We start from the raw sequence: 22,890 nt of genomic DNA on the forward strand, positions 1-22,890 counted from the left end.
GGGCGTGCGCCGCGACGGCGGCCACGGTGACGGGCCCGGCGGACGGTGGCAGGACCGACGACCACGGTGACGGGCCCGATGGGCGGTGACCGGGACGGGACCGGTGGGCGCGGACACGGGCGTGTCCGGATCCGTCGCGTACGCGCGCGGCGTCCGCTCCCGGGTGTTCGGCGGTGTCCGGCCGGTCGGCGACGGCCGCTCCCGCGCACCCCGTGCAGGGGCGGCGGAGGCGCGGAAGCGGCGCCGGGCGGGGTCGGTGGATGGGTGGGACAGTGGGGGGTACGCGGTATGAGCAGGTACTGGCAAGTGTGAGGAGCCCGTGATGTGCCCCGCCGACGTACACCCCGAAGAGGCCCGTCCGGGCGGGGAGACCCGCTCCGACGGTCCGCGCGCGGCCGTGCGGGCCGCGGAACCGGCCGGGGCGGTGGGGTCCGTACGGGCCGGCCCGCCGGTGGAGGTGCGGGCGCGGGGCATGGTCGTGACGGACGGCCCGCTGTCCCGGCCGGTGCCGGTGGCGCTGCGCTACGACCCCGGCACGGAGCCGGGAGCGGTGCGGTTCGTCCTGCCCGGCGGCAGTTGGTCGTGCCCGCGCACGCTGCTGGAGACGGGGCTGCGGGCGCCCGCGCACGACGGGGACGTCGACGTGTGGCCGTGCGGGCGGGTGCAGACGGTGGTCGAGTTCCACTCGCCGGAGGGCACGGAGGTCGTCCAGTTCGACTCGTCGGCGCTGCGCGGCTTCCTGCGGCGGACGTACGCCGCCGCCACCGCGCCGGCCGCGCGCTGATCGCGCGCGCCGGCGGAGTGGCGGCACGGGGCTGAGGCGGGACGGGGCCTCACCCGGACGGCGCACCGGCGGCCGTACGGTTCCTGTCCGGCTCCCGTCCGCCGCACGAGGGCCCCCGCCCGCGGAGCCCCACCCGAGGGACCCCGTCAGCAGGGCCCCGCCTGGGGACTCCGCCCGAGGAGCCCCACCCGAGGGACCCCACCCGGAGCGTCAGGCCCGGGGCGCCCCGGCCGAGGGGACCCGTCAGAGGGGCCCGCCCGAGGAACCCCACCCCGGAGCGTCAGCCCGGGGCGCCCCGCTCGGGGGCGCCCCGCCCGAAGGGCTTCGCCCCGGGGCGTCAGGCCCGTACGAGTTCCCGTTCCTGGTCGGCGTCCGGGTCGCCGGGGTGGCCGGTGCCGCCGGCGAGCTCCTTGCGCAGGCCCTCGCCCTCGACGTCGACGTTCGGCAGGACGCGGTCCAGCCAGCGCGGCAGCCACCACGCCTTGTGGCCGAGCAGGGCGAGGACGGCCGGGACGATGGCCATGCGGACGACGAACGCGTCGAACAGGACGGCCGCCGCGAGACCAAAGCCGATCATCTTCACCATCTGCTCGCTGGCCCCGATGAAGCCCGCGAAAACGGCGATCATGATGACGGCGGCGGCGGTGACGACGCGGGCGCCGTGGCGGAAGCCGGTGACGATCGCCTCGCCGGGCCGCTCGCCGTGGACGTACGCCTCGCGCATGCGGGTGACGAGGAAGACCTCGTAGTCCATGGCGAGGCCGAAGACGACGCCCACCATGAAGATCGGCATCATGCTCATGATCGGGCCGGTCTGTTCCACGCCGAAGACCGAGCCGAGCCAGCCCCACTGGAAGACGGCGACGACGGCGCCGAGGGCGGCGACCACCGACAGGAGGAAGCCGAGGGCGGCCTTGAGCGGTACGAGCACGGACCGGAAGACGACCATCAGCAGCAGGAAGGCGAGGCCGACGACGAGCGCCAGGTAGGGCAGCAGCGCGTCGTTCATCTTCTGCGAGAAGTCGATGTTCATCGCGGTCTGGCCGCTGACGAGGACGTTGTCGCCGGTCGCGTCGCGGATGTCGTGGACGAGGTCCTCGGTGGCCGTGGACGACGGGCGGTCCTTCGGCACGACGGTGATCATCGCCGTGTCGCCGGCCTTGTTCGGGGTGGGCGGGGTGACGGCGGCGACGCCGTCGAGGCCCTTGATCGTGTCGGCGGCCCGGGCGGCGGCGTCCTTGTCGCCGTCCACGACGACCATCAGCGGGCCGTTGAAGCCGGGGCCGAAACCGTCGGACAGCAGGTCGTACGCGCGGCGCTGGGTGGTGGAGGTCGGCTGGGCGCCGTCGTCGGGCAGGCCCATCTCCAGGGAGGCGGCCGGCACGGCGAGCGCGCCGAGGCCGACGACGCCGACGAGCAGGACGGCGACGGGGCGGCGCAGGATGAAGCGGGCCCAGCGGGTCCCGGCGTTCGGCGCGGCCCCCTCGGCCCCGCCCGTACCGCCGGTTCCCTCGGTTCCGCCGGCCTCACCGGGACCGGTGGCGGTCGCGGCCTCCCGGCCGGCGACCGTCTCACGGGCCTCGCCGGTCTCGCCGGTCCTGCGGGCCTTGTCGGCCCTGCGGGCCTTGCGGCCGAGGATGCGCCCGCCCGCGTAGCCGAGCAGCGCCGGTATGAGGGTCAGCGCGATCAGTACGGCGATGGCGACCGTGCCGGCGGCGGCGACGCCCATCTTCGTCAGCATCGGGATGTTGACGACGGCGAGGCCGACCAGGGCGATGACGACGGTCAGGCCGGCGAAGACGACGGCCGAGCCGGCGGTGCCGACCGCGCGGCCGGCGGCCTCCTCGCGGTCGTGGCCCTCGGCGAGCTCGGCGCGGTAGCGGGAGACGATGAACAGGGCGTAGTCGATGCCGACGGCGAGGCCGATCATCGTGGCGAGGGTGGCGGTGGTGGAGCCGAGGTCCAGGGCGCTGGCGAGGGCGGTGATCGACGAGACGCCGATGCCGACGCCGATGATCGCGGTGAGCAGCGGCAGGCCGGCCGCGATGAGCGAGCCGAAGGTGATGACGAGGACGATCCCGGCGACGATCACGCCGATGATCTCCCCCGTGCCGGTCTCGGGCATCGTCTGGAGGGCGTCGCCGCCGATCTCGACGGTCAGGCCGCCGTCCTGCGCCTCGGCGCCGGTCTCCTGGAGCGCGTCGCGCGTCGCGTCGGTCAGCTCCATGCCGTTGACCTCGTACGAGACGTGGATGTACGCGGTGGTGCCGTCACGCGAGACGGCCTGCGCGGCGTACGGGTCGGTGACGTTGGCGACCTGGTCGGAGCCGGCGCGGAGGTCCGCGACGGCCTTGTCGACGCGGGCCTTGTTCGCCGGGTCGGTCATCTTCTGCCCGTCGGGCGCCTTGAAGACGACCCGGGCGGTGGCGCCGTCGGCGCTGCCGCCGGGGAATCGTTCCTCCAGCAGGTCGAAGGCCCTCTGTGCCTCCGTACCGGGCATGGAGAAGGAGCTGGAGGTGGCTGCCGGCGCGGACGCGGCGCCCACTCCGGCGAGGGCCAGGAGCGCGACCCACAGGAGGGTCACGAGATGGCGGCGCCGGAAGGCGAACCGGCCGAGTTTGTAGAGGAACGTGGCCACTGGGGCGTACTCCCGAGGTGTGTGGGACGGGGCAGGACGTTGGGGAGTCGGCCCGACAGCGTGAGCGGTACGTGTCAGGTAGTGCGGTTCCGGGGCGGTGGCGCGGTCCGGCGTGGGGAGCGCCGGGGCCGGCCGACCCGGGTGGTCCGCCCCCGGCGGGGCGGGCGGGTCAGGGGGCGCCGAGGGCGGGGAGCACGACGGCGTCCACGTAGGCGGTGAGGAACGCCTGGTCGACCGGGCGGTCCTCGATGAAGGAACGGGCGACGACGGCGCCGATCATCATGTGCGGGACCAGGCCGAGCGCCGGGTTGTCGGCGGCGACCTCGCCCCGTTCCACGGCGCGGCGCAGGATCTGGTCGAGCCCGGTCACCTCGGGTTCGATCAGCAGCTCGCGCAGCGCCTCGTGGAGTTCGGGGTTCTCGCCGACGGCGTGGGCCAGGCCCCGCATCATCGCGGAGTCCTTCGCCATGCGGCAGTCGTCGGAGCTCCCGATGATCTCGTGGAAGTCCCCCCGGAGCGACCCGGTGTCGATCTCCGCGATGCGTACGGGCTTGTGGTGCCGCAGGGACTGGGCGACCAGCTCGGGCTTGCTCCCCCACTGGCGGTAGAGGGTGGCCTTGCTGGAGCGCGTGCGGGCGGCGATGGCGTCCATGGTGAGCCCGTCGTAGCCGACCTCCCCGAGGAGGTCGATGACGGTCTCGTACAGCTCCGACTCGCGTTCCGGGGTGAGTCTGCTGCGGGCCATGGGCGATTCCATCCGAACGAAACGGTTTCGTACACCTCAAGCGTAAGGCGGGCCGCGAGCGAAACGAAACCGTTTCGTACGTGGGCTTCGTCACGAACACCAGGTCGATGCGCCGGTCGAGTTGCCGCGTTCCCGCCGCGCGGAAAGCATGAACGTGTGAGCAGTGACGGCGCGTACCTCCGGTATCCCCACGTCCACGACGACCTCCTCTGCTTCGCGGCCGAGGACGACCTGTGGCTCGCCCCGCTCGTCGCCGGGGGCGGATCCCCCGGCCGTGCCTGGCGGCTCACCGTCGACCGGACGAGAGTGGGGCACCCCCGCTTCTCGCCGGACGGGCGGCACATCGCGTACACGAGCTGGCGCAGCCTCGACCCGGAGATCCACCTCCTGCCGGTCGACGGCGGCCCGGCGCGGCGGCTGTCGTACTGGGGGTCGCTGGACACCCGCGTGTGCGGCTGGGACCCCGACGGCAACATCCTGGCCGTCGCGTCGCACGGGCAGCCGTTCTCGCACTTCTCGTGGGCGTACAAGGTGTCCGTCGACGGCAGCCCGGGCCGCCGCCTCCCGTGGGGGCCGTGCGCCGACATCCAGGTCGCCGACGTCGACGGGGAGCACCGCACGCTGCTGCTGACCGGGAAGCCGCCGCACGAGCCGGCCGCCTGGAAGCGGTACCGGGGCGGGGCGACCGGGCGGCTGTGGCTGCACGGCGAACGGCTGCTGCCGGACCTCGGCGGCCACCTGGACTGTGCGATGTTCGTGGGCGGGCGGATCGCGTTCCTCTCCGACCACGAGGGCGTCGGCAACCTCTACTCGTGCCTGCCCGACGGCTCCGACCTGCGGCGCCACACCGACCACGACGCGTTCTACGCCCGGCACGCCTCCTCCGACGGGCGCCGGGTCGTCTACCAGTGCGCCGGCGACCTGTGGATGGTGGACTCCCTGGCGCCCGACTCCCGGCCGCACAAGCTGGCGGTGCGGCTCGGCGGGCCGCGCGCCGGGCGGCGCACCTACCAGGTGCCGGCCGCCCTGCACCTCCAGTCGGTGGCCGTCGACGAGACCGGGCGGGCCAGCGCCGTCTGCGTGCGCGGCAGCCTGTACTGGCTCACGCACCGCGACGGGCCGGCCCGGTCGATCGCCGACACGCCGGGGGTGCGGGTGCGGCTGCCGGAGATGCTGGACGGCGGGCGCGTCGCGTACGTGACGGACGCGGAGGGCGAGGACGCCGTCGAGATCGCGTACCTGCCGCGCGCCAGCGGCCAGCGGGAGCCGCGCCGGCTCGCCGCGGGGCGGCTGGGGCGCGTCCTGGAGATGGTCTCCGACCCGGACGGGGAGCGGCTCGCCATCGCGTCGCACGACGGGCGGCTGCTGCTGCTGGACGTGTCGGAGGAGGCGGTGGAGGCGGCGGGCCCGGTGCGGACCGGGCGCCTGCGGCGGATCACCGACCCGGTGCGGCCGGAGGGCTCGGGCGGCCCGGCGGAGCCGGGGAGCTCGGGAGCGGCGGAGGGCTCGGCGGAGGCCGGTGGCCCTTCGGCGCCGGGCGGCCCGGCGGCTTCGGCGGACCCGGAGGAACCGGGCGGCCTGGCGGACCCGGCGGCCTCGGCGGCCTCGGCGGACCCGGAGGAACCGGGGGGCGGCCTGGCGGGACCGGCGGCCTCAGCGGACCCCACCGGTTCAGCCGACCCGGAGGACCCGGCAGCCTCAAACAGCCCGGAAGCCTCAGCCGACTCGGCGGGCCCGACAGCCTCAAGCGGCCCGGCGAGCCCAGCAGACTCAGACACCCCCACAGCCTCAACCGGCACAGCGGCCCCGGCCGACACGGCAACTTCGGCGGCCCCGGCCGACCCGGCGGACTCGGCCGGGGTGGTGACGGAGCTGATCCGCTCGGAGAACGGCCCCGTGCGCGACCTGGCGTTCTCCCCGGACGGGGCGTGGCTGACCTGGTCGCACCCGTTCATCGGCCGGTCGCTGCGGCAGATCAAGATGGCCCGCATCAAGGACCGCCTGGTCGTCGACGTGACCAACGGCCGCTTCGAGGACGAGAGCCCCGTGTTCACGCGGGACGGCCGCTACCTGGCGTTCCTGTCGTGGCGCGGCTTCGACCCGGTGTACGACGTGCACACCGGCGACCTGTCGTTCCCGCTGGGCTGCCGCCCGTACCTCGTGCCGTTGGCGTCGACGACGCCGTCGCCGTTCGCGCTCTCCCCGGAGGGCCGCCCGGCGGCGGGCGGACTGGACCAGGGCGAGGAGGAGCAGGCGGGCGACGGGACCGTGCTGGTCGAGGTGGAGGGCCTGGAGAGCCGGGTGACGCCGTTCCCGGTGGCCGCGTCGAAGTACTCGTCGCTGCACCCGGTGAGCGGGGGCGGGCTGGTGTGGTTGCGCTGGCCCATCTCGGGCGCGCTCGGCGAGACGTTCGTCAACCCGTCGGACCCGTCGGAGCGGCCGACGCTGGAGCACTTCAACCTCACCAAGGCGCGCAAGACGGAGCTGGTCGCGCACCTGGACTGGTTCGCGGTGAGCGGCGACGGGACGCGGCTCGTCGTGGTCGACGAGGGCGAGCTGCGGGCCCAGCCCGCGAACGAGACGGGCGACCCCGACACGACGGTGTACGTGGACGCCCGGCGCATCCGGCACGAGGTGGACCCGGGCGCCGAGTGGCGGCAGGCGTACGACGAGGCGGGCCGCATCACGCGCGCGCACTTCTGGGAGCCGGGCATGGCCGGCATCGACTGGGACGGCGTCCTGGACCAGTACCGGCCGCTCGTCGAGCGGGTCGCGTCGCCCGACGAGTTCGCCGACCTGCTGCGGGAGGTCCTCGGCGAGCTGGGCACCTCGCACGCGTACGTCACGCCCGCGCGACGCAACGAGGGCCCGCCGCACTACCAGCGCGCGATGGGGCTGCTCGGCGCGAACCTGGTGTGCCGGGACGGGAAGTGGGTCGTCAAGCGGATCCTGCCGGGCGACTCGTCGGACTCCAAGGCGCGTTCGCCGCTGGCCGGTACGGGCATCCGGGAGGGCGCGGTCCTCACGCACGTGGACGGGCGGCCGGTGGACCCGGTGACCGGGCCGTACCCGCTGCTCTCGGCGGCGGGCGGGACGACGGTGGAGCTGACGTTCGGCCCGGCGGACGGGGAGACGGGCCGGCCGCGGCGCGTGGCGGTCGTGCCGCTGGTCGACGAGCGTCCGCTGCGGTACCAGGACTGGGTGGCCAAGCGCCGCGAGGTCGTGCGGGAGTTGAGCGACGGCCGGTGCGGGTACCTGCACATCCCCGACATGGGCGGCTCCGGGTGGGCGCAGTTCAACCGGGACCTGCGGCTGGAGGTGTCGCGGCCGGCGCTCATCGTGGACGTGCGCGGCAACGCGGGCGGGCACATCAGCGAGCTGGTCGTCGAGAAGCTGACGCGCCGGATCCTGGGCTGGGACCTCACGCGGAACGCCCAGCCGGTGTCGTACGCGTCGAACTCGCCGCGCGGGCCGGTCGTCGCGCTCGCGGACGAGGCCACGTCGTCGGACGGCGACATGATCACGGCGGTGTTCAAGCTGCAGGGCCTCGGCCCGGTCGTCGGGCAGCGCACCTGGGGCGGCGTCGTCGGCATGACGGGCCGCCACCGGCTGGGCGACGGCACGGTGATCACGGTCCCGATGAACGCGGCCTGGTTCGAGGCGTACGGGTGGGACGTGGAGAACCACGGCGTGGAGCCGGACATCGAGATCGAACGCACCCCGCTGGACTGGGCGGAGGGCCGCCACCGCCAGCTCGCGGACGCGGTCGACCTGGCGCTGGGGCTCCTGAAGAAGCACCCCCCGTCGAGCCCCCCGGACTATTCGGCCACCCCGAACCTCTCCCGCCCGCCGCTGCCGCCGCGACCGTAGGAGGCGCCCGGCACCCGCCGCGGCCCCCGCCCTGCCCGCCCGGGCGCCCGCCGCACCTACTGGGACCTGGTCCCCACCGCCGTGCGCAGTCCGACCACGGGGGCGGTCACCTCGGCGGAGCACCGCCGGTTCTGCGACGCCCACGGCTTCGACGTGACGGAGTGGCCCGGCTACGCGGCCCTCGCCGGCATCCGCGAACTGCGCACGGCGAGTTGCGCGGTGCGGCACGCGGCGGGCAACCCGGACTGGGCCGGTCAGGCCCGACACCGGGTCGACTGCCTGCGCGGACGCCACGGCCCGCGGCCCTGGATGTGGAGGGGCATCCCGTGACCGGGCCCTCCACCGGAGCCGCACGACCGGTGTCACCGGCGCGACGGCGGCCTGTTCACCCCGTACGGCCGGGAGTTCGGGACGGCACGACGACGGCACGGTGCGTGACGGGCGCGGCGTGGGGCGGGCGCGGCGCGGGGCGGGTCCTCCGGGGGGCCGGGGGTCCCGGGCCGGGCGGCTTCGCGGGGGGCGGGGTCCGGGCGCCGTCCGCGTGGGGCGGTCGCCTGCCCGTCCGGCGCTTCCCGAGCGGGCCCCGCGCCGGGTCCGGGTGGCTCGTACGCGCGTGTGCCCCGGGCGGGTGGGGCCGTCCGGGGCACAGCGGAAGGGGTGGCGGGGTCAGATGTCGTCGTCGTCCACCGCGCCCTGCCTGTCGCGCGTCGTGTCGTCCTGCGTGCGCTGCTTGCCCTGCTGCTTGCCCTTGCGCTGCTGCATGCGCTGCTGCGCCTCGTCCTTCACGCCCTGCGCGCGCTGCTTGCCCTGCTGCTGCAACTGCTCGGCCTTTTCCTTGAACTGGTCAGAGATGCCCATACCGGGTTTCACTCCTACACGGGGTGGGGGGACGCGGAGCCGTGACCGGCCCCGCGTCGACCAGCCTGGCACGAGCGGACACGCCGCGCATTTCGATCAGTTACGCTCCGCACGCGCCCGCTCGTCGGCGGCGCCGCCCGCGCCCACCAGCCCCTTCGGCACGCCGGCCAGCCGGGGCTCGAAGCGCCGCATCTCGCGCCGGCCCACCGCCGTGATGACCCCCGGCAGGTAGCCCCGTACGGACTGCATGCCGCGCAGCCACCACTGGGCGTACACGTGGGCCGAGCGCCGCTCTATGCCCGCGACGATCCGGTCGACGGCCGGGCCCAGCGGGTACGTGCGGTTCGCCGGCCACGGCAGCCGCTGCCGCAGCTCCCGCATGACGTCGTCCTGGTCGGCGCCGCGCACCATGTCGGTGTCCGTCCACGACAGGTAGCCCACCCCGACCCGCACGCCCCGGTGGGCGACCTCGGTGCGCAGGCAGTGCGCGAACGCCTCCACACCCGACTTGGACGCGCAGTACGCCGTCATCATCGGCGCCGGTGTGACGGCGGCGAGCGACGCGATCTGGAGGAAGTACCCGCGGCTCTCCAGCAGGACGGGCAGGAAGGCCCGCCCGGTGACGGCGCCGCCGACGAGGTTGACCTCGATGACGCGCCGCCACGCGACCGGGTCGGAGTCCGCGAACGGGCCGCCCGTCGCCACGCCGGCGTTGGCGACGACGACGTCCACCTTGCCGAAGCGCTCCTTCACCTCGTACGCGACCCGCGCCATCGTCTCGTGGTCGGTGACGTCCGCGTGCCACCAGTCGCTCTCGGTGTGCAGCCGCTCCGAGACCCGCTTCAGCTCGTCCGGTTCGAGCCCCACGAGCGCGACCCGCGCTCCGCGCGCGGAGAGCTTGCGCGCCAGCAGTTCGCCGACGCCGCGCGCGCCCCCCGTGACGACGGCGACCTGACCTTCCAGGCTGACCTTGCTCATACGGCTTCCTCTTCCCTCTCGTCGTCACGCCCGGTGTCGTCACGCCCGGCGTCACCGCGTCCGGCGTCGTCACCTCCGGTGCCGTCGCCGAGGTACGTCGCGGACAGTTCGCGCAGGCGCGCCGTGACGGCCTCGGGCGCCTCGACGGGTGTCATGTGCCCGATGCCGGGCAGCACGTCGAGGCCGACGCACCGCGGCAGGGCGGCGGCGAGCGCGCGGGCGTGGACCGGCGGGGTGAGCCGGTCGGCGGCGCCCGCGACGACCGCGGTGGGCACGTCCAAGGCGCGCACGTCGGCCTCCAGGTCCAGCCCGGCGAGCACGTGCGACCAGGCGACGCGCACGGCGCGCGGGCAGGCGTGCACGATGCGGGCGCACTCCGCGACCCGGTCGGGCGCCGAACCGGGGCCCATCGTGGCGTACTTGAGGATCGCCTTCGACACGGGCGTGACCGGCCCGAGGGGGGCGCGGGCGCCGAGGACCGCGCCGGTGATCCGGGTGCGCAGGGCGCCGGCGCGCAGCGGTACGACGAGGGACTCGGGGACCAGCCGGGACGCGCCGGTGCTGCACAGCAGGACGGCGGCGGCGTGGGCGCGCAGGGCGGGGCGCCCGGCGGCGGCCATCAGCGTCATGCCGCCCATGGAGTGCCCGGCCAGGACGGCCTTCTCGCCGGGGGCGAGCGTGGCGGTGAGGACCGCCTCCAGGTCGTCGGCGAGGGCGCGCGTCGAGTAGCCGGAGGGGCCGGCGGCGGGCGGGGTGGCGCCGTGGCCGCGCTGGTCGTAGACGACGACGCGGTGGTCGGTGGCGAGGTCCCGCACCTGGGCGGTCCAGAAGTCGGTGGAGCAGGTCCAGCCGTGGGCCAGGACGACGGCGGGGGCGCCCTCGGGGCCGTACACCTCGACGTGCAGGGCCTGGCCGTCGGCGGAGGTGGCGGTCAGGGTGCGCGGGGTGGCCGCCGCGTACGGGGTGGGGTTCACGCCGCGGCCTCCTCACGGCCGCGCGGGGCCCGCTCCGAGGGGGCCGTGCCGGCCCTCCCGGGCGCCCGCACCACCTCGTACTCGCCGAGGTCCACGCTCCGCGTCGCGCGCCGGAACTCGGCCGTGGTGCCCGGCCACAGCGTGGTGTTGCGGCCGTTGGCGTCGAGGTACCAGCTGTCGCAGCCGCCGGACTTCCACACGGTGCGCTCCATCCGCGCCTGGACGCGCCGGTTCCACGCGGCGACGGCGGACGGGCGGGGAGCGAGGGCCCGGCCCGCGCCGAGGAGGTCCAGCCGGCGCAGGAAGTCGGCCATGTAGTTCAGTTGGGACTCGATCATGAGGATCATCGAGGAGTTCCCGAGCCCGGTGTTGGGGCCGATGATCGTCATCCAGTTGGGGAACCCGGCGGCGGTCGCGCCGCGCAGCGCCTCCATGCCGTCCTTCCACGCCTCCGCGAGCGTGACGCCCTCGGCGCCGACGACGCGGTCGGCGATCGGCATGTCCGTGACGTGGAAGCCCGTGCCGAAGACGATCGCGTCGACCTCGGCCTCGGAGCCGTCCGCGCCGACGGCGGTCCGGCCGCGCACCTCGGTCAGTCCGGCGGCGACGACGTCGACGTTGGGGCGGGCGAGGGCCGGATAGTAGTCGTTGGAGAGCAGGATGCGCTTGCAGCCGATCCGGTACGACGGGGTCAACTTGGCGCGCAGGGCGGGGTCCTTCACGGCGCGGTGCATGTTGGCCTTGGCGAGCGCCTCGACCAGGCCCAGCGCCTCCGGCCGCTTGGTGAACGCGCCGACCTGGAGCTCGCGGATCCCCCACAGCAGGCCCCGGCGGGCCTTGCCGGTGAACGGGAGCTGCCGGTGGAGCCAGCGCTCGGCGCCGGTGACGGCGCGGTCGACGCGCGGCATGACCCACGGCGGGGTGCGCTGGAAGAGGGAGAGGCGGCCGACCTCCGGCTGGATGGCGGGGACGATCTGGATGGCGGAGGCGCCGGTGCCGATCATCGCGACGCGCTTGCCGGTCAGGTCGTAGTCGTGGTCCCAGCGGGCGGAGTGGAAGACCTTGCCGCCCGCCTCGCGGAAGCCGTCGAGGCCCGGCACGTCGGGGATCTTGGGGTCGGACAGCGGCCCGGTCGCGGAGACGACCACGTCGGCGGTGAGGGTGCCCCGCGAGGTCTCGATCTCCCAGTGCACGGCGTCCGCGTCCCAGCGCGCCGTCAGCACCTCGTGCCCCAGGCGCAGGTGGGGCCGGAGCCCGAAGGTGTCGGTGACGCGCTCCAGGTACGCGCGGATGTGCGGTTGCCCGGAGAAGGTGCGGGGCCAGTCGGGGTTGGGCGCGAACGAGAACGAGTACAGGTGCGACGGGACGTCGCAGGCGCAGCCGGGGTAGCTGTTGTCGCGCCAGGTGCCGCCGACCGCGTCGGACCGCTCCAGGACGACGAAGTCGGTGATCCCCTCGCGGCGCAGCCGGACGGCGGCACCGAGGCCGCCGAAGCCGGATCCGATCACCGCCACTCGTACGTGTTCGCGCGCGTGGTCGCTCATGCCGCCTCCCAAGACTCTGCCAGCAATCACTGGCACTGTCCGGAGGGTAGAGCAGCTCCCTACCCGGCGGTAGAGGGCGGGGCGAGGAAGTTACCCCTGGTACGTCTATAGGCTTGCCGGCGTGGCGAACGAGGGTGAGGACCGTGAATACCGCATGGAGGAACTGGCCGAAGCGGCCGGCATCACCCCCCGGACGCTCCGCTTCTACCGCGAGCGCGGGCTGATACCGCCCCCGCGCCGCGAGGGCCGCATCGCCTGGTACGGCCCCCACCACCTGGCCCGGCTGCGCACCATCGCGGCGCTGCTGGAGCGCGGCCACACCCTCAACGGCATCGCGGACCTGGCCGCCGCCTTCGAGAGCGGCCGGGACGTGGGCGAGGTGCTGGGCCTCGGGGAGCCCACGGAGGAGGAGCCCGTACGGCTCACCCCGGAGCAGTTGGCCGACCACTTCGGCGACCAGGTCAGCGCCGAGAACTTCGCCGCCGCCCTCGACCTGGGCTACCTCGCGACGGACGGCGAGGAGATCGTCCACGTCAGCCGCCGACTGCTGGAGGTGTCGTCCGCGTTGGTGCGGGAGGGCGTCCCGCTGGCGGCGGTGCTCGGCGCCGCCCGCGACGTGCGCGTCCACGCGGACGCCCTCGCGAAGCTGTTCACGGACCTGCTCCACACCCACGCGCGCGACGAGGACGCGCACCGGCTGCGCCCGCTCGCCAAGAGCGTGGTGGACGCGGAGCTGTCGATGGCGCTGGACCGCCGCCTGCGCGGGAGCGACGAGGCGCGCGAGGGCCACGAGGCGCGCGACGGCGCGGCGCGGGGAGCTTAGGCGCCCCCGGAAGGGCCCGCGGGGTGCCGCGGGAGGGCCCGCGGGGTGCCGTTTCCCCTGGGAGACGGCCGCGGCGCGGGACCGGCGGGCCGGGGCCGGCTGGGCGGGCCTGCGGGCCGGGACCTGCGGGCCGGGCCGGCGACAAGGGACCGGCGGGGTGGCCGGCACCGGACGGGACGCGCCGGTACGCCACGCCGGTGGAGCCGTCCGCCGGCATCCGCGCCGCCCCGGACGGGACGCGCCCGTGCCGGACGAGCCGTACCCGCGCCCGCGTCGGACGAGCCGTACCCGCGCCGGACGAGCCGTACCGGTGCCGGACGGGCCCCGTACCGGCCCCGCCGCGCGGGGTTCGGGCGGCCGGCCGACGCCTACAGCAGCAGGACCATGACCGCGACCGCGAAGGCCAGCGTCAGCACCGCGTACAGGTTGACCTTCCACTTGGGGATCACGTGCTCCTCGCCGCGCCGGGCCTTCTCCGCGTACGTCCGTACGTCCGGCCTGATGGCGACGAGCAGGAGGGCCACCGAGAGGAGGGCGACGGAGAAGATGACCAGGGCCTCCTTCTCCGCGTGGCCCCGCAGTCGGCCGTGCCCGAGGACGGCGAGCGCTCCGAGGGCGGGCGCCACCAGCGAGTACGCCGCGCCCTTCCCGCTCCTGAGGCAGAAGTAGAACGCCGCCGGGACCAGCGCGGAGACGGCGAGCGCCACGATCCACCACTGCCCGACCGTCAAGCGTTCCGCGACCACGCCCTGTCTCCCGTCCTTCCGGTGGCTGCCGCGGGCGGGTGGCGACCGGTGCGGTGCCACCCGCCCCTCCTGCGGCGGTTTTCCGGGATTACTGCCCGGTCAGCTCCAGTTCAGCCATCCGATGGCCGCCGTGGCGGTGTCCTCCAGGAAGCCGGACACCTTCGCGCCGACCTCGTCCGCGACCCCCTTCAGGCCCTCGACCCTCTTGGAGGCCCAACTGAGGGCGCGGCCCTTGCCGAAGAACAGGGCGCTCAGCGCGAACGTGCCCACGGACGTGTTGAAGGCGCTGCTCCCCCAGCCGGCGGAGAACCCGGTGGCGATGACGTTCACGCCGCCGGCCAGCAGGGAGACCCCTCCCGCGACGACCGAGACCCCACCGAGGAACGCCGCGACGGGCTGGCCCCCCGGGATCATCGCGGCGATCAGCGCCGCGCCACCGGCGGCTGCGGAGATCGTCCCGGCGACGGTGCTGACGCGGCCGGACCAGGTCGCCCACTGGTCCGCGGTCAGGCCGAGGAACTCGCCGTCCTTCTCGGCCTTGTTCGTGTCGTTGTCGGGCGTGTCGGCCGGGTTGGTGCCGTTCTGCTGGTTCTCCCGGGCCCTGCGCGCCGCTTCGGCCGCCGCGGCGGCCATCTCCTGCTGCCGCTTCTGCTGCACGATGCGGCGCGCGTCGCTGGCCGCCGCCGCGGCGGCCCGGGCGTCCTGGCCCGCCTGCGTCGCCGCGGCGCGCGCCTGCGCCGCGGACCGGGCCGCCGCGGCGGCCGAGGCCTGGGCCCGGGCGGCGGAGGCGTAGGCCTGGTTCGCGGAGTAGTTCGCGGTGCGGGCCGCGGTGCGCGCCACGGCCGCCGCCTCCTTGGCCCGGCTCGCGGAGGCCGCGGCCTTGGCGGCCCACGCGTCGGCCGCCGCGGCGTTGTCCCGGGCCTCCTTGGCCGCGTTCGCCGCGGCGGTGGCGTACCCCTGGGCCTTGGCCGCCCAGTTCGACGCCTCCTCGGCCGCCTTCCGGGCCTCCGCCGCCGCCTTGGAGGCGTACGCGGCGTCCTCCAGGGCCTTCTGCGCGATCTGGGCGGCGTGCGCGATGGAGGCCCGGATCGCCGCGACGTGGGCCTCGGCGTCCTGGTCGAGGCGGGCGACGTTGTACTGGTCGTGCGCGATGAAGGACCGCCGCATCAGGGCGGACCCCTCCAGCACGACCTTCGCCGCGGACTGGAGGTAGGCGCCACCGGTGTTGAGGATCTTGAAGATCTCGACGGTGTCGTCTTCCTTGAGCGCCTCGGCGTACTCCGTGCTCAGGAAGCGGAACAGCGCCTCCGGGCTGCCGTCGTTGAGAGCGGCCTCCGCCTTGGCCTTGACCGCCGGGCCGGGGTTCTGGCTCAGGATCTTGAAGACGGTGACGCGGTTCTCGGTGGCGGCCGCCTCGGTCATGCCCTGCGCGAGGAAGCGGCTGGCCGCGCCGGTGTCCTGGCTCTCCAGGGCCCGCTGCGCCGCCGCCGCGATGTCCGGGGCGGCCACCTCGGCGACGGCGAGGACGGTCTCCTGGTCGTCCTGCTGCTGGGCCGCGAGCCGGTCGGCGTCGATCCAGTTGAGGACGTCGTAGTCGCTGCCGGCGAGGGCGAACTCGGCCGCCTCGCGGGTCCAGGTGCCGTGGCTGTCCAGGAGCTTGACCGCCGCCTTGCGCCCCAGCTCCACGGCCCGGGCGTCGTCTCCGGCGGCGAGGGCGCTCTGGGCCTGCTCGATGAGGTCGGTGGTCTCCTGCGACGTCTGCTCGCTCTGGGTCCGCTGCCGGGTGAGCCGCTCCAGGGCCTCCTTCTCCTGGGCGGCCTTGAGCCGGGCGGCGACGATGCCGACCTCGGTGTCCTGCTGGATCCGTTCGGCTTCCGCCTCGCGGGCCGCCGCCTCGACCTCCTGCGCCTTCTTCACCGCGTCGGCGGCGGCGGTGGCGGCCTTGTAGGCGGCGTCGGCGTAGGCGGTGGACCGCTTGGCGTACTCGATGGCCTGCCCGGCGTACTTGGCCGCTTCCTCGGCCGCGGCGGCGGCCGCGTCGGCGTGGTCGGCCGCGGAGTTGGCGGCCCGGTGGGCCTCGGCCGCGGCGGCTGCGGACGTGTTGGCCAGGCGCTGGGACAGGGCCGCGGCGCTGCTGGCGCGGGCCGCCTGCGCGTTGGCCTCCGCGGCGGCCTCGCGGGCGCGGCGGGCCTGGTCGGTGGCGGCACCGGCGGCGGCGGCCGCGTCGGCGGAGGCGTTGGCGGCCGCGGCGGCGTTGCCCGCCGCGGAGGCCGCCGCGGCACCGGCGGTGGCGGCCTGCGAGGAGGCGATGGACGCCTGCTGCGCGGCCGCCGCGGCGGTGCGCGCCTTGGCTGCCGCGTCGCGGGCGCCCTGGGCGGCCTGGCGTGCCGCGGACGCCTTCGAGGCGTCGGCGGACGCGGCGATGGCCGCGTTGTAGGCGCGGGAGGCCGCCCGGCCCGCCTGCGCCGCCGCCGCGGCGGCGGCCTGGGCCGCCCGTGCGGCACGCTGCGAGGCGGACTGCGCGGCGCGGGAGGCGCTGATCGCGGTCTGCGCCGCCCTGGCCGCGCCGCGTGCGGCGTCGGCGGCCTTGTCGGCGGCCTTCGCCGACTTGCGGACGTCCTGCTGCGCGGCCTTCGCCTCGGCGGCGGCCGTGAGGGCGGCTTCCTTCGCCTTCTCCGCCGCCTCCTTGGCCTGGTTGGAGGCGGCTACGGCCTTGTCCGTCTTGAGCTTGGCCTGCTTGCCCTCGCGTTCGACGATCGCCACGAGCTGGTCGATGGTGGCGGTTTCCTCGTCGCGGGCGCGGGCGATGTGCTGACCCGTGGTCAGGAACCAGTGGATGGCCTTCGGCGAGCCGTCGGAGAGCGCGCGTTCGGCGTACTTCTTCACCTCGGGCGAGGCGGTGGCGAGGATGGTGAAGACCTCGGCCCGCTCGTCCTCGTCCTGGGCGGTGTACCGGGTCTCGTTGAGGAAGGTCTCCAGCGCTTCCCGCGTGTCCGTCTCCAGCGCCGCGGAGGCTTCCCGCTTCACGGCCCTGCCGCCGCTGTTCATGACGCGGAAGACCTCGACCCGCAGGTCGGTCTGGAGCGACGCCTGGTAGCCGTCCTTCAGGAACGCGGCGATCGCCTCGTCGCCGCCGGCCAACGCCTGCTGCGCGGACGCCTGGACCGACCTGCCCGCCCAGGCGAGGCCCTGGAACACGGCGAAACGGTTGTCCTCGGCCTGGGCCTGGGCGTATCCACCGTTCAGGAACGCCGCGATCTGGGCGTCACCGCCGGCCAGCGCGGCGGCGGCGGCCTCGCGCACGGAACGGCCACCGATGCGGAAGGCCCACACGGCCCGGGCGCGGTCGGTGTCCGGCAGCCGGTCGGGTATGCCGGTGACGCCGTCCGCCGCGCGCGCGGGGGTGGCGGCCAGGGTGAGGACGCCGGGCAGCGCGGGAGCCGCGGTCACCGCGGCCAGGGTGGTGAGAAGACGTCGTCTGCTCCACAGGGTGGGTGGCATGACCTGGGTCCTTTCGTGACGAAGACGAGGGATTCGGTAAGCACGACGGCGATGTGGCACGGGCCCGGGTGCCGTGGGCGCGCGCGCCGAAGCGGCACCGGACGGCGGTGCCGGGCGGGGTCCCGGGCGGGGGTCCCGCGGTGGGCGGGCCGCCCTGTCCCGGCCCGTACGCGGTGGCGAACCCGCCGGAAGCGCCGGGCGGGAGGGCGTCGCCGCCCGGGGCGACCCGGCGGCCGGTGTCCCCGGGGACGCCGGGCGGGAAGGACCTGCGCGCGGTTCCGGAGCCGAAGCCGGTCGGAGCGGCATCGGCGGCAGCGGTCAGCCCACCGAAGCGGTCGCCCTGCACTCCAGCCCCTTCCAGCGTCAAACGGCAGGGAGTTGACGGGCTTTCCGCTCGTCACGCCGGATCTGCCCTGCCGGATTCCGGCCCCCCTGCGGCCTTCCCCAAGAGATCACTCCAGCAGCCCCCCGCCCGTGAAGGCAAGGAGGAAATGAACGACATGAACGACACTCGAAGAACGAGATCGTGAGCCTCGCCACATCGGCGGAATGGTTGTACGGAATTCCCTATCGATCACATTACGAAATGGCCGGGAAGTGGAGGGAGTTGGTCCACTTCTCCGGCCCTCCGGCTCGCCCGACGACCGCCGGGGGGGGGGACCGCACACCCGGCGGGACCCCCGGTCACCGGCGCAGATGCCGGGACGGGGACCGGGGTTGGGGCCGGGGTCGAGGTCAGGGGCGGGACCGTGCGGCCGGGGTCGGGGTCAGGGACGGGACCGGAACCGGGACCGTACGGCCGGGGACGGGACCGGAACCGGGACCGGGACCGTACGGCCGGGGACGGGACCGGAACCGGGACCGGGACCGTACGGCCGGGGTCGAAACCGGAACCGGGGCCGTGCGGCCGGCGCGTCGGCGGGGGCGCCGCCAGCGGGGGCACCGTCAGCGGGCGGGTCGCGGACGCGGGGGAAGGTCCCACCAGCGGGCCTTGTAGATGCCGCCGCCCGGCAGGCGGTACGCGCCCGCGGGGCGGTGGACGGCCGCGGTCGTCGTCCACCAGGGCTCCGCCAGGCCCCGCTCCGGGGCGGTCGACAGGATCCGGCCGGTCCGGGGCTCGTCGCCCACGGCCTTCACGCGGGGGCGGCTCACGGCGGCGGCGCCCGGGTAGTCCCGGACGAAGGCGCGGCGGCTCTTGACGTACTGGTACACGGCCGTGCCGGTGCTCACCCACAGCCGGTCCGGGTGCCGCGCGACCTGGCCCAGGTCGTGGCCGCCCCGGTCGGGCAGCGGCACCTCGTCCACCCGCCGCAGCACGGGCCGCCCGCCCCGGCTGCCCGGGCGCAGCGCCACGAGCCGGTCGCCGCCGAGGGCCCACAGGACGCCGCGCTGCTCGTCCCACTCCAGTCCGTGCGCGTCGTCCAGCGCGAACGCCGCGTACCGCCCGCCGGGCGGCGGCTCGTACAGCCGGACCACATCGCCGGTGCTGCCCGCGACCGCGACGGAGCCGTCCGGGAGCAGTTCGGCGCTGTGCGGGTTGATCCGGGTGGTGCCGGGCGCGAGGGCGGCGGCCCAGTAGCGGTCGCCGGACGGGTACGCGACGACGGCCGCGAAGCCGTACGAGGCGGTGGTCAGCAGGTAGGTGCGGCCCCGCCAGCGCCGGGGCTTCGCCTCGTCGGGGTGCACCCAACTGCGCTCGGGCGCCAGGTCGGCGTACCTGGGGTCCCCCACGGGCGAGAACGCCCACCGCTCGGCCGCCGGGCCCCACACCCGCCGCCCCCCGTCGAACACGACGACCCGCCGCGACGCCTGCTCGGTCACGACGACGTCGGAGGCACCAAAAGCGCCGGGAGCACCGGCGGTACTGGAGGCACTGGCGGTACCGGGGGCACCCGAGGCGCCCGGAGGGACGGAGGAGGCCCCGGAGGCGAGGGCGACGAGCGCGGCGAGAGTCACGGGGAGAGTCGCGAAGAGCACCCCGCCACGCTGCCACCGGCCGCCGCCCGGGCGGACACGACGCGCGCGCCCGCCGCCCCCGCCCGCGCCACATCGGCCCGTACGGCCCAGGGCCGCGGCTCCCGGGACGCTACGCGGCGATGGCCAGGCGGCGCTGGATCGGGGGGACTTCCTCCTCCAGCGTCTCCGACGCCTCCAGGCCGAACGCCGCCTGCGGGTTCTCCTGTACCAGGCGGAGCCAGTCGCCGACCGTGGACTCCTGCGGCACGGTGACGATGCGCGCCGGCCCCAGGGGCGCGCGCGTGGACAGCACGGTGGCCATGAACTGGTCCGTCGCCGTGATGAGGATGACGTCGTGCCCGAAGCTCGACACGTGCTCCATCACCCCGCGGGCGGGTTCGTCCGGGTCGGCGACCACCACGGCGTGGGCCCCCCGCCCGTCCGTCGTGTGGGCGACCCCCGCCAGGAACTCCATGAACCCCGGGATGTGCTTGTTTCGGAGCTCTTCGACCACCTTGTCGCGCCCCGCTTCGAAGCCGGGCGTCCCGGCGGCCGTGAAGTTGAGGGTCACGGAGACCGCGTTGGCCAGCGCCGCGTCGATCTCGGCCATCTCGGCGCGCGTGGGGTACGCGGCCCCGTCGTCGAGGCCGTGCGCGGCGAGCCACCGGTTGACCTCGCTCCACAGCCAGGCCCGTGACCTGCCCACGGTCCCCTCGGCGGCGGGGAAGGGCTCCCCGTGCGCCTTGCGGTCGCCGGCGATCCACTGGCTGACGTTCTGCCGCGAGCGCCCCGTCCGCTCGGCGATCTCGTGGACGCCGACCAGGTCGCGGTCCAGTCGGCACACCCGCAGTTGCGGCGCCGCCGCGCGGGCGGCGGAGACGGCGGTCAACGCCGCTTCGAGGGCGGAGCCCCCGGAACCGGTCATGCTCAGCAGGTCCACGCCCCCGGCCCGGGCCAACAACGCGTCGCAGTTCTCCAGCAAGGCGTCAACGGCAGCCTGGTCGTCCACGTCCACGCCGGAGACGACAAAGGTGAAGTCGTAGTCCATGTTGGCCCCCTAGTCCTTCACCACAGTCGCAGAGCTGTTGACATTCGTCAACAGACAAAAGGGGTTAAATATGGACAAATATTCTTTGTCTAGTCGCGTGACCGTCCGGTGAGGCTACGGTTCGGCGCGTCCGACGGGAGCGGGCAGCGGGAGGCCAGGCGGTCGATCCTGCGCGCGTGGGCCCCGTCGTCGCGGGGCGACCCGGAGACCGGGATGGTGGTGCACGCGGCCCCGCACGGGCAGTACAGCTTGCCCCAGTGGCCCTCCTTGCACAGCTTCCAGCCGCGCTCGGCCCACCTTTCCAGGACCCGGCGGACCTCCTTCTTCGGATGGTCGGAGGGGTTGAGGTCGCGACCTACCATCCGGCCACCGCCCCCGCTCGCGGGTGGCCGCCACGCGATATCCGCCGCCCCCACGGGAGCAGGGACCTACAACCCGCACCAGAGCGAGGCGGGGGGTGAACAAGTACCACGGGGGTTCGCGCTCCTCCAGTGCCGGCCGCGCGAGGAACGGGACTCCCCGCGAGCAAGATCACTTACGTGACGGAGTGGTGACACTCAGCCACCAGTACGATACTCCAGATGGGGGACCCCACGTCATCGCCACGACCATCGGCGTTCCACCTTACGGTGGACATCGCCTTGTGACCGCCATCAGTTGACGCGCCGACGCGTCGGCAGCCGTCCGCCCGCACCGCCGCTCGGCCGATCGTCCCGCCCCGCACCCGACCTGAACAGCCGTCGCGTCCATCGAGCCGACGAGCTGCCGGCCGCACCCGGCCGGGCGTACTTTCGGAGCCATGGCCACTGAGCATCTGGGTGACCGCATCGGGAAGCTGCGGTGCCTGGCCGACCTCACGCAAGAGGGCCTGGCCGAACGGTCCGGGGTCTCCGTGGACGTGATCCGGAAGTTGGAGCAGCACAGGAAGCACAGCGCTCGTCTGCCCACCCTGCACTCGCTGGCCAAGGGGCTCGGTGTGGAACTGACCGCCCTGCTGGGCGACCCGCCGGGCGTGCCGTCGAGCGGCGACGCCGACCCGCCGCAACTGGTCGCCGTCCGGCGGGCGATCATGCCACCGATCTTCGCGCCGCCGACCGAACCCACGGGTCCCGAGAAGGTGTCGCTCCCCCTCCTGCGTGCCGAGCTGGCCGACGCCTGGACGCTGTACCACGCCGCCGAGTTCGCCCGCCTCACAGGACTGCTGCCCGGCATCATCGCGGATGCCCGGCTGCTGGCGGCTGTGGGAACCGTCGATCAACGGGCGGCGGGACAGGCCGCGCTCGGAAAGACCCTCCAGCTCGCCGGTCACCTGGCCATCCGGCTGGGCAAGACCGATCTCGCCCTGTCCGCCCTGGAACGCGCCCACTCCGCCGCCGGGCAGTCGTCGGACCCGCTGCTCGCCCCGATGATCGCCAACTCCGTCGCCTGGGCGTACCAGCGGCAGGCGCGGCTGGACGACGCGCGCCACGTCGCCGTGCACAGCGCCGACGGCGTGGCCCGTGAGCAGCCGGGCACGGCGGAGGGCATCCGCGTCTGGGGCGGCCTCCTCATGTCGGCCGCCACGTCCTACGCGCGCGGCGACGACTACGCGACGGCCAACGACCTGATGGTGGAGGCAGAGAGGGCCGCCGGTCGCCTGTCGACGCTTCCCCCGCCCGAGGACGGCAGACTCGTGTCGGTCTTCAGCCGCTCGTCGGTCCGCATCGAACGGGTGCGCCTCGCAGTGCAGCACGAGCGGCCCGAGGAGGCGTTGACCCTGGCCAGGGGCATGAGAATCAGCAGCGACACTCCCCCGTCATGGCGGACCTGGCTGCTGCTGGACCTGGCGCGCGCCCACACCGACCTGGGTGACGCCTCCGGGGCCGTGCGGACACTGGAGCGGCTGCGCCGCGTGGCCCCGGGGTGGATGCGGCACCACACCCTGGCCATCGCAATCGTCAGCGACTTGTGGGACGGCCCTGCCCGGCCACCCGGCCTTCGCAGACTCGCCGAGCATCTGGGGATCGCCGAGTAGCGTGCGAAAGTAGGACGTTCCGTCCCTGGGACGGGGAGGGTGTCGGCGGCACGCTGCTGACATGACCGAACCGACGCGTGACGACCCCCGACCGGTTGAACCACCCGTGTGGCCGGACCCGGCCCCGGTTGCGGGGTGCGCCCGGTGTGCCGGGCTCGCTGCCGCACGGGCCCGGGCGCGCGACCGGGGGGACATGTCGGCCGTCACCGACTGCAACGTCCTCCTCCGACGGCACCGGGACGCACACCCATGACCCACCCGACAACCGACAGCGACCCCGCCGCCGACGAACGCCCCCTGCTGACCCTCCGGGTGTCACGCGACGGCGGACGCACCTGGGACGACCGCACGGTCATCCACAGCCGCGAAGACCTCACCCCACTCCCGTCCTCCGTATGGCCCCCCTGCACC

The 22,890-nt window shown here is 74.9% G+C and carries 16 protein-coding genes; 5 read left to right on the forward strand and 11 right to left on the reverse strand.

Going from position 1 to position 22,890, the window contains the following annotated elements:
• The first annotated feature begins 322 nt into the window (after positions 1-322).
• Positions 323-784, forward strand: coding sequence for an SsgA family sporulation/cell division regulator (locus tag AC07D6_RS19955; protein WP_315880744.1), 462 nt, complete (start codon positions 323-325; stop codon positions 782-784).
• 337 nt (positions 785-1,121) lie between these two features.
• On the opposite strand, the gene AC07D6_RS19960 is transcribed toward AC07D6_RS19955, so the two are convergent.
• Positions 1,122-3,422, reverse strand: a complete 2,301-nt coding sequence (locus AC07D6_RS19960) for an MMPL family transporter (protein WP_479046085.1) — start codon at positions 3,420-3,422, stop codon at positions 1,122-1,124.
• Between the two features lie 169 nt (positions 3,423-3,591).
• The gene (locus AC07D6_RS19965; RefSeq protein WP_315880746.1) at positions 3,592-4,167 is read right to left on the reverse strand and encodes a TetR/AcrR family transcriptional regulator; all 576 of its coding nucleotides are present in this window, start codon (positions 4,165-4,167) and stop codon (positions 3,592-3,594) included.
• A gap of 156 nt (positions 4,168-4,323) precedes the next feature.
• Between AC07D6_RS19965 and AC07D6_RS19970 the strand changes: the two genes are divergently transcribed.
• Both AC07D6_RS19970 and AC07D6_RS19975 read left to right on the forward strand, forming a co-directional pair.
• Positions 4,324-8,037, forward strand: a complete 3,714-nt coding sequence (locus AC07D6_RS19970; protein ID WP_479046088.1) for a S41 family peptidase — start codon at positions 4,324-4,326, stop codon at positions 8,035-8,037.
• An 81-nt stretch (positions 8,038-8,118) separates the two neighbouring features.
• Complete coding sequence (locus AC07D6_RS19975) at positions 8,119-8,367, forward strand: hypothetical protein (protein WP_479046091.1); 249 nt, start codon at positions 8,119-8,121, stop codon at positions 8,365-8,367.
• Positions 8,368-8,703: 336 nt separating this feature from the next.
• Here AC07D6_RS19975 and AC07D6_RS19980 read toward each other — a convergent pair whose 3' ends face one another.
• From AC07D6_RS19980 to AC07D6_RS19995, 4 genes are all read right to left on the reverse strand, one after another.
• On the reverse strand, positions 8,704-8,895 hold the full coding sequence (locus AC07D6_RS19980) for a hypothetical protein (protein WP_479046094.1): 192 nt from the start codon (positions 8,893-8,895) through the stop codon (positions 8,704-8,706).
• A gap of 96 nt (positions 8,896-8,991) precedes the next feature.
• Positions 8,992-9,873: an SDR family oxidoreductase gene (locus AC07D6_RS19985; protein WP_479046096.1), complete on the reverse strand. Its 882-nt coding sequence runs from the start codon at positions 9,871-9,873 to the stop codon at positions 8,992-8,994.
• The gene (locus AC07D6_RS19990; RefSeq protein WP_479046098.1) at positions 9,870-10,847 is read right to left on the reverse strand and encodes an alpha/beta fold hydrolase; all 978 of its coding nucleotides are present in this window, start codon (positions 10,845-10,847) and stop codon (positions 9,870-9,872) included. Before AC07D6_RS19990 ends, AC07D6_RS19985 begins: the two co-directional genes overlap by 4 nt.
• On the reverse strand, positions 10,844-12,391 hold the full coding sequence (locus AC07D6_RS19995) for a flavin-containing monooxygenase (protein ID WP_479046100.1): 1,548 nt from the start codon (positions 12,389-12,391) through the stop codon (positions 10,844-10,846). Before AC07D6_RS19995 ends, AC07D6_RS19990 begins: the two co-directional genes overlap by 4 nt.
• Before the next feature lie 154 nt (positions 12,392-12,545).
• Between AC07D6_RS19995 and AC07D6_RS20000 the strand changes: the two genes are divergently transcribed.
• On the forward strand, positions 12,546-13,214 hold the full coding sequence (locus AC07D6_RS20000; RefSeq protein ID WP_479046210.1) for a MerR family transcriptional regulator: 669 nt from the start codon (positions 12,546-12,548) through the stop codon (positions 13,212-13,214).
• Positions 13,215-13,582: 368 nt separating this feature from the next.
• Here AC07D6_RS20000 and AC07D6_RS20005 read toward each other — a convergent pair whose 3' ends face one another.
• From AC07D6_RS20005 to AC07D6_RS20025, 5 genes are all read right to left on the reverse strand, one after another.
• Positions 13,583-13,960: a hypothetical protein gene (locus AC07D6_RS20005; protein ID WP_479046102.1), complete on the reverse strand. Its 378-nt coding sequence runs from the start codon at positions 13,958-13,960 to the stop codon at positions 13,583-13,585.
• Between the two features lie 99 nt (positions 13,961-14,059).
• Positions 14,060-17,461, reverse strand: coding sequence for an ALF repeat-containing protein (locus AC07D6_RS20010; protein ID WP_479046104.1), 3,402 nt, complete (start codon positions 17,459-17,461; stop codon positions 14,060-14,062).
• Between the two features lie 945 nt (positions 17,462-18,406).
• The gene (locus AC07D6_RS20015) at positions 18,407-19,438 is read right to left on the reverse strand and encodes a DUF6528 family protein (RefSeq protein WP_479046107.1); all 1,032 of its coding nucleotides are present in this window, start codon (positions 19,436-19,438) and stop codon (positions 18,407-18,409) included.
• 109 nt (positions 19,439-19,547) lie between these two features.
• Positions 19,548-20,465: a helix-turn-helix transcriptional regulator gene (locus AC07D6_RS20020; RefSeq protein WP_479046109.1), complete on the reverse strand. Its 918-nt coding sequence runs from the start codon at positions 20,463-20,465 to the stop codon at positions 19,548-19,550.
• A gap of 89 nt (positions 20,466-20,554) precedes the next feature.
• Entirely contained in the window at positions 20,555-20,827 is a 273-nt protein-coding gene (locus AC07D6_RS20025) for a hypothetical protein (protein WP_479046112.1), read from the reverse strand.
• Between the two features lie 437 nt (positions 20,828-21,264).
• Here AC07D6_RS20025 and AC07D6_RS20030 point away from each other — a divergent pair, with 437 nt between their 5' ends.
• Positions 21,265-22,479, forward strand: coding sequence for a helix-turn-helix domain-containing protein (locus tag AC07D6_RS20030; RefSeq protein ID WP_479046114.1), 1,215 nt, complete (start codon positions 21,265-21,267; stop codon positions 22,477-22,479).
• The last annotated feature ends 411 nt before the right edge of the window (positions 22,480-22,890 follow it).

This window comes from Streptomyces sp. NPDC045287, assembly GCF_056432325.1.

What these genes read in the sequence shown, in the direction of transcription:
- AC07D6_RS19985 (WP_479046096.1), bottom strand. Translation starts at nt 9,873, where the DNA reads ATGAGCAAGGTCAGCCTGGAAGGTCAGGTCGCCGTCGTCACGGGGGGC.
- AC07D6_RS20000 (WP_479046210.1), top strand. Translation starts at nt 12,546, where the DNA reads ATGGAGGAACTGGCCGAAGCGGCCGGCATCACCCCCCGGACGCTCCGC.
- AC07D6_RS20010 (WP_479046104.1), bottom strand. Translation starts at nt 17,461, where the DNA reads ATGCCACCCACCCTGTGGAGCAGACGACGTCTTCTCACCACCCTGGCC.
- AC07D6_RS19980 (WP_479046094.1), bottom strand. Translation starts at nt 8,895, where the DNA reads ATGGGCATCTCTGACCAGTTCAAGGAAAAGGCCGAGCAGTTGCAGCAG.
- AC07D6_RS20020 (WP_479046109.1), bottom strand. Translation starts at nt 20,465, where the DNA reads ATGGACTACGACTTCACCTTTGTCGTCTCCGGCGTGGACGTGGACGAC.
- AC07D6_RS20025 (WP_479046112.1), bottom strand. Translation starts at nt 20,827, where the DNA reads ATGGTAGGTCGCGACCTCAACCCCTCCGACCATCCGAAGAAGGAGGTC.
- AC07D6_RS19965 (WP_315880746.1), bottom strand. Translation starts at nt 4,167, where the DNA reads ATGGCCCGCAGCAGACTCACCCCGGAACGCGAGTCGGAGCTGTACGAG.
- AC07D6_RS19955 (WP_315880744.1), top strand. Translation starts at nt 323, where the DNA reads ATGTGCCCCGCCGACGTACACCCCGAAGAGGCCCGTCCGGGCGGGGAG.
- AC07D6_RS20030 (WP_479046114.1), top strand. Translation starts at nt 21,265, where the DNA reads ATGGCCACTGAGCATCTGGGTGACCGCATCGGGAAGCTGCGGTGCCTG.
- AC07D6_RS19995 (WP_479046100.1), bottom strand. Translation starts at nt 12,391, where the DNA reads ATGAGCGACCACGCGCGCGAACACGTACGAGTGGCGGTGATCGGATCC.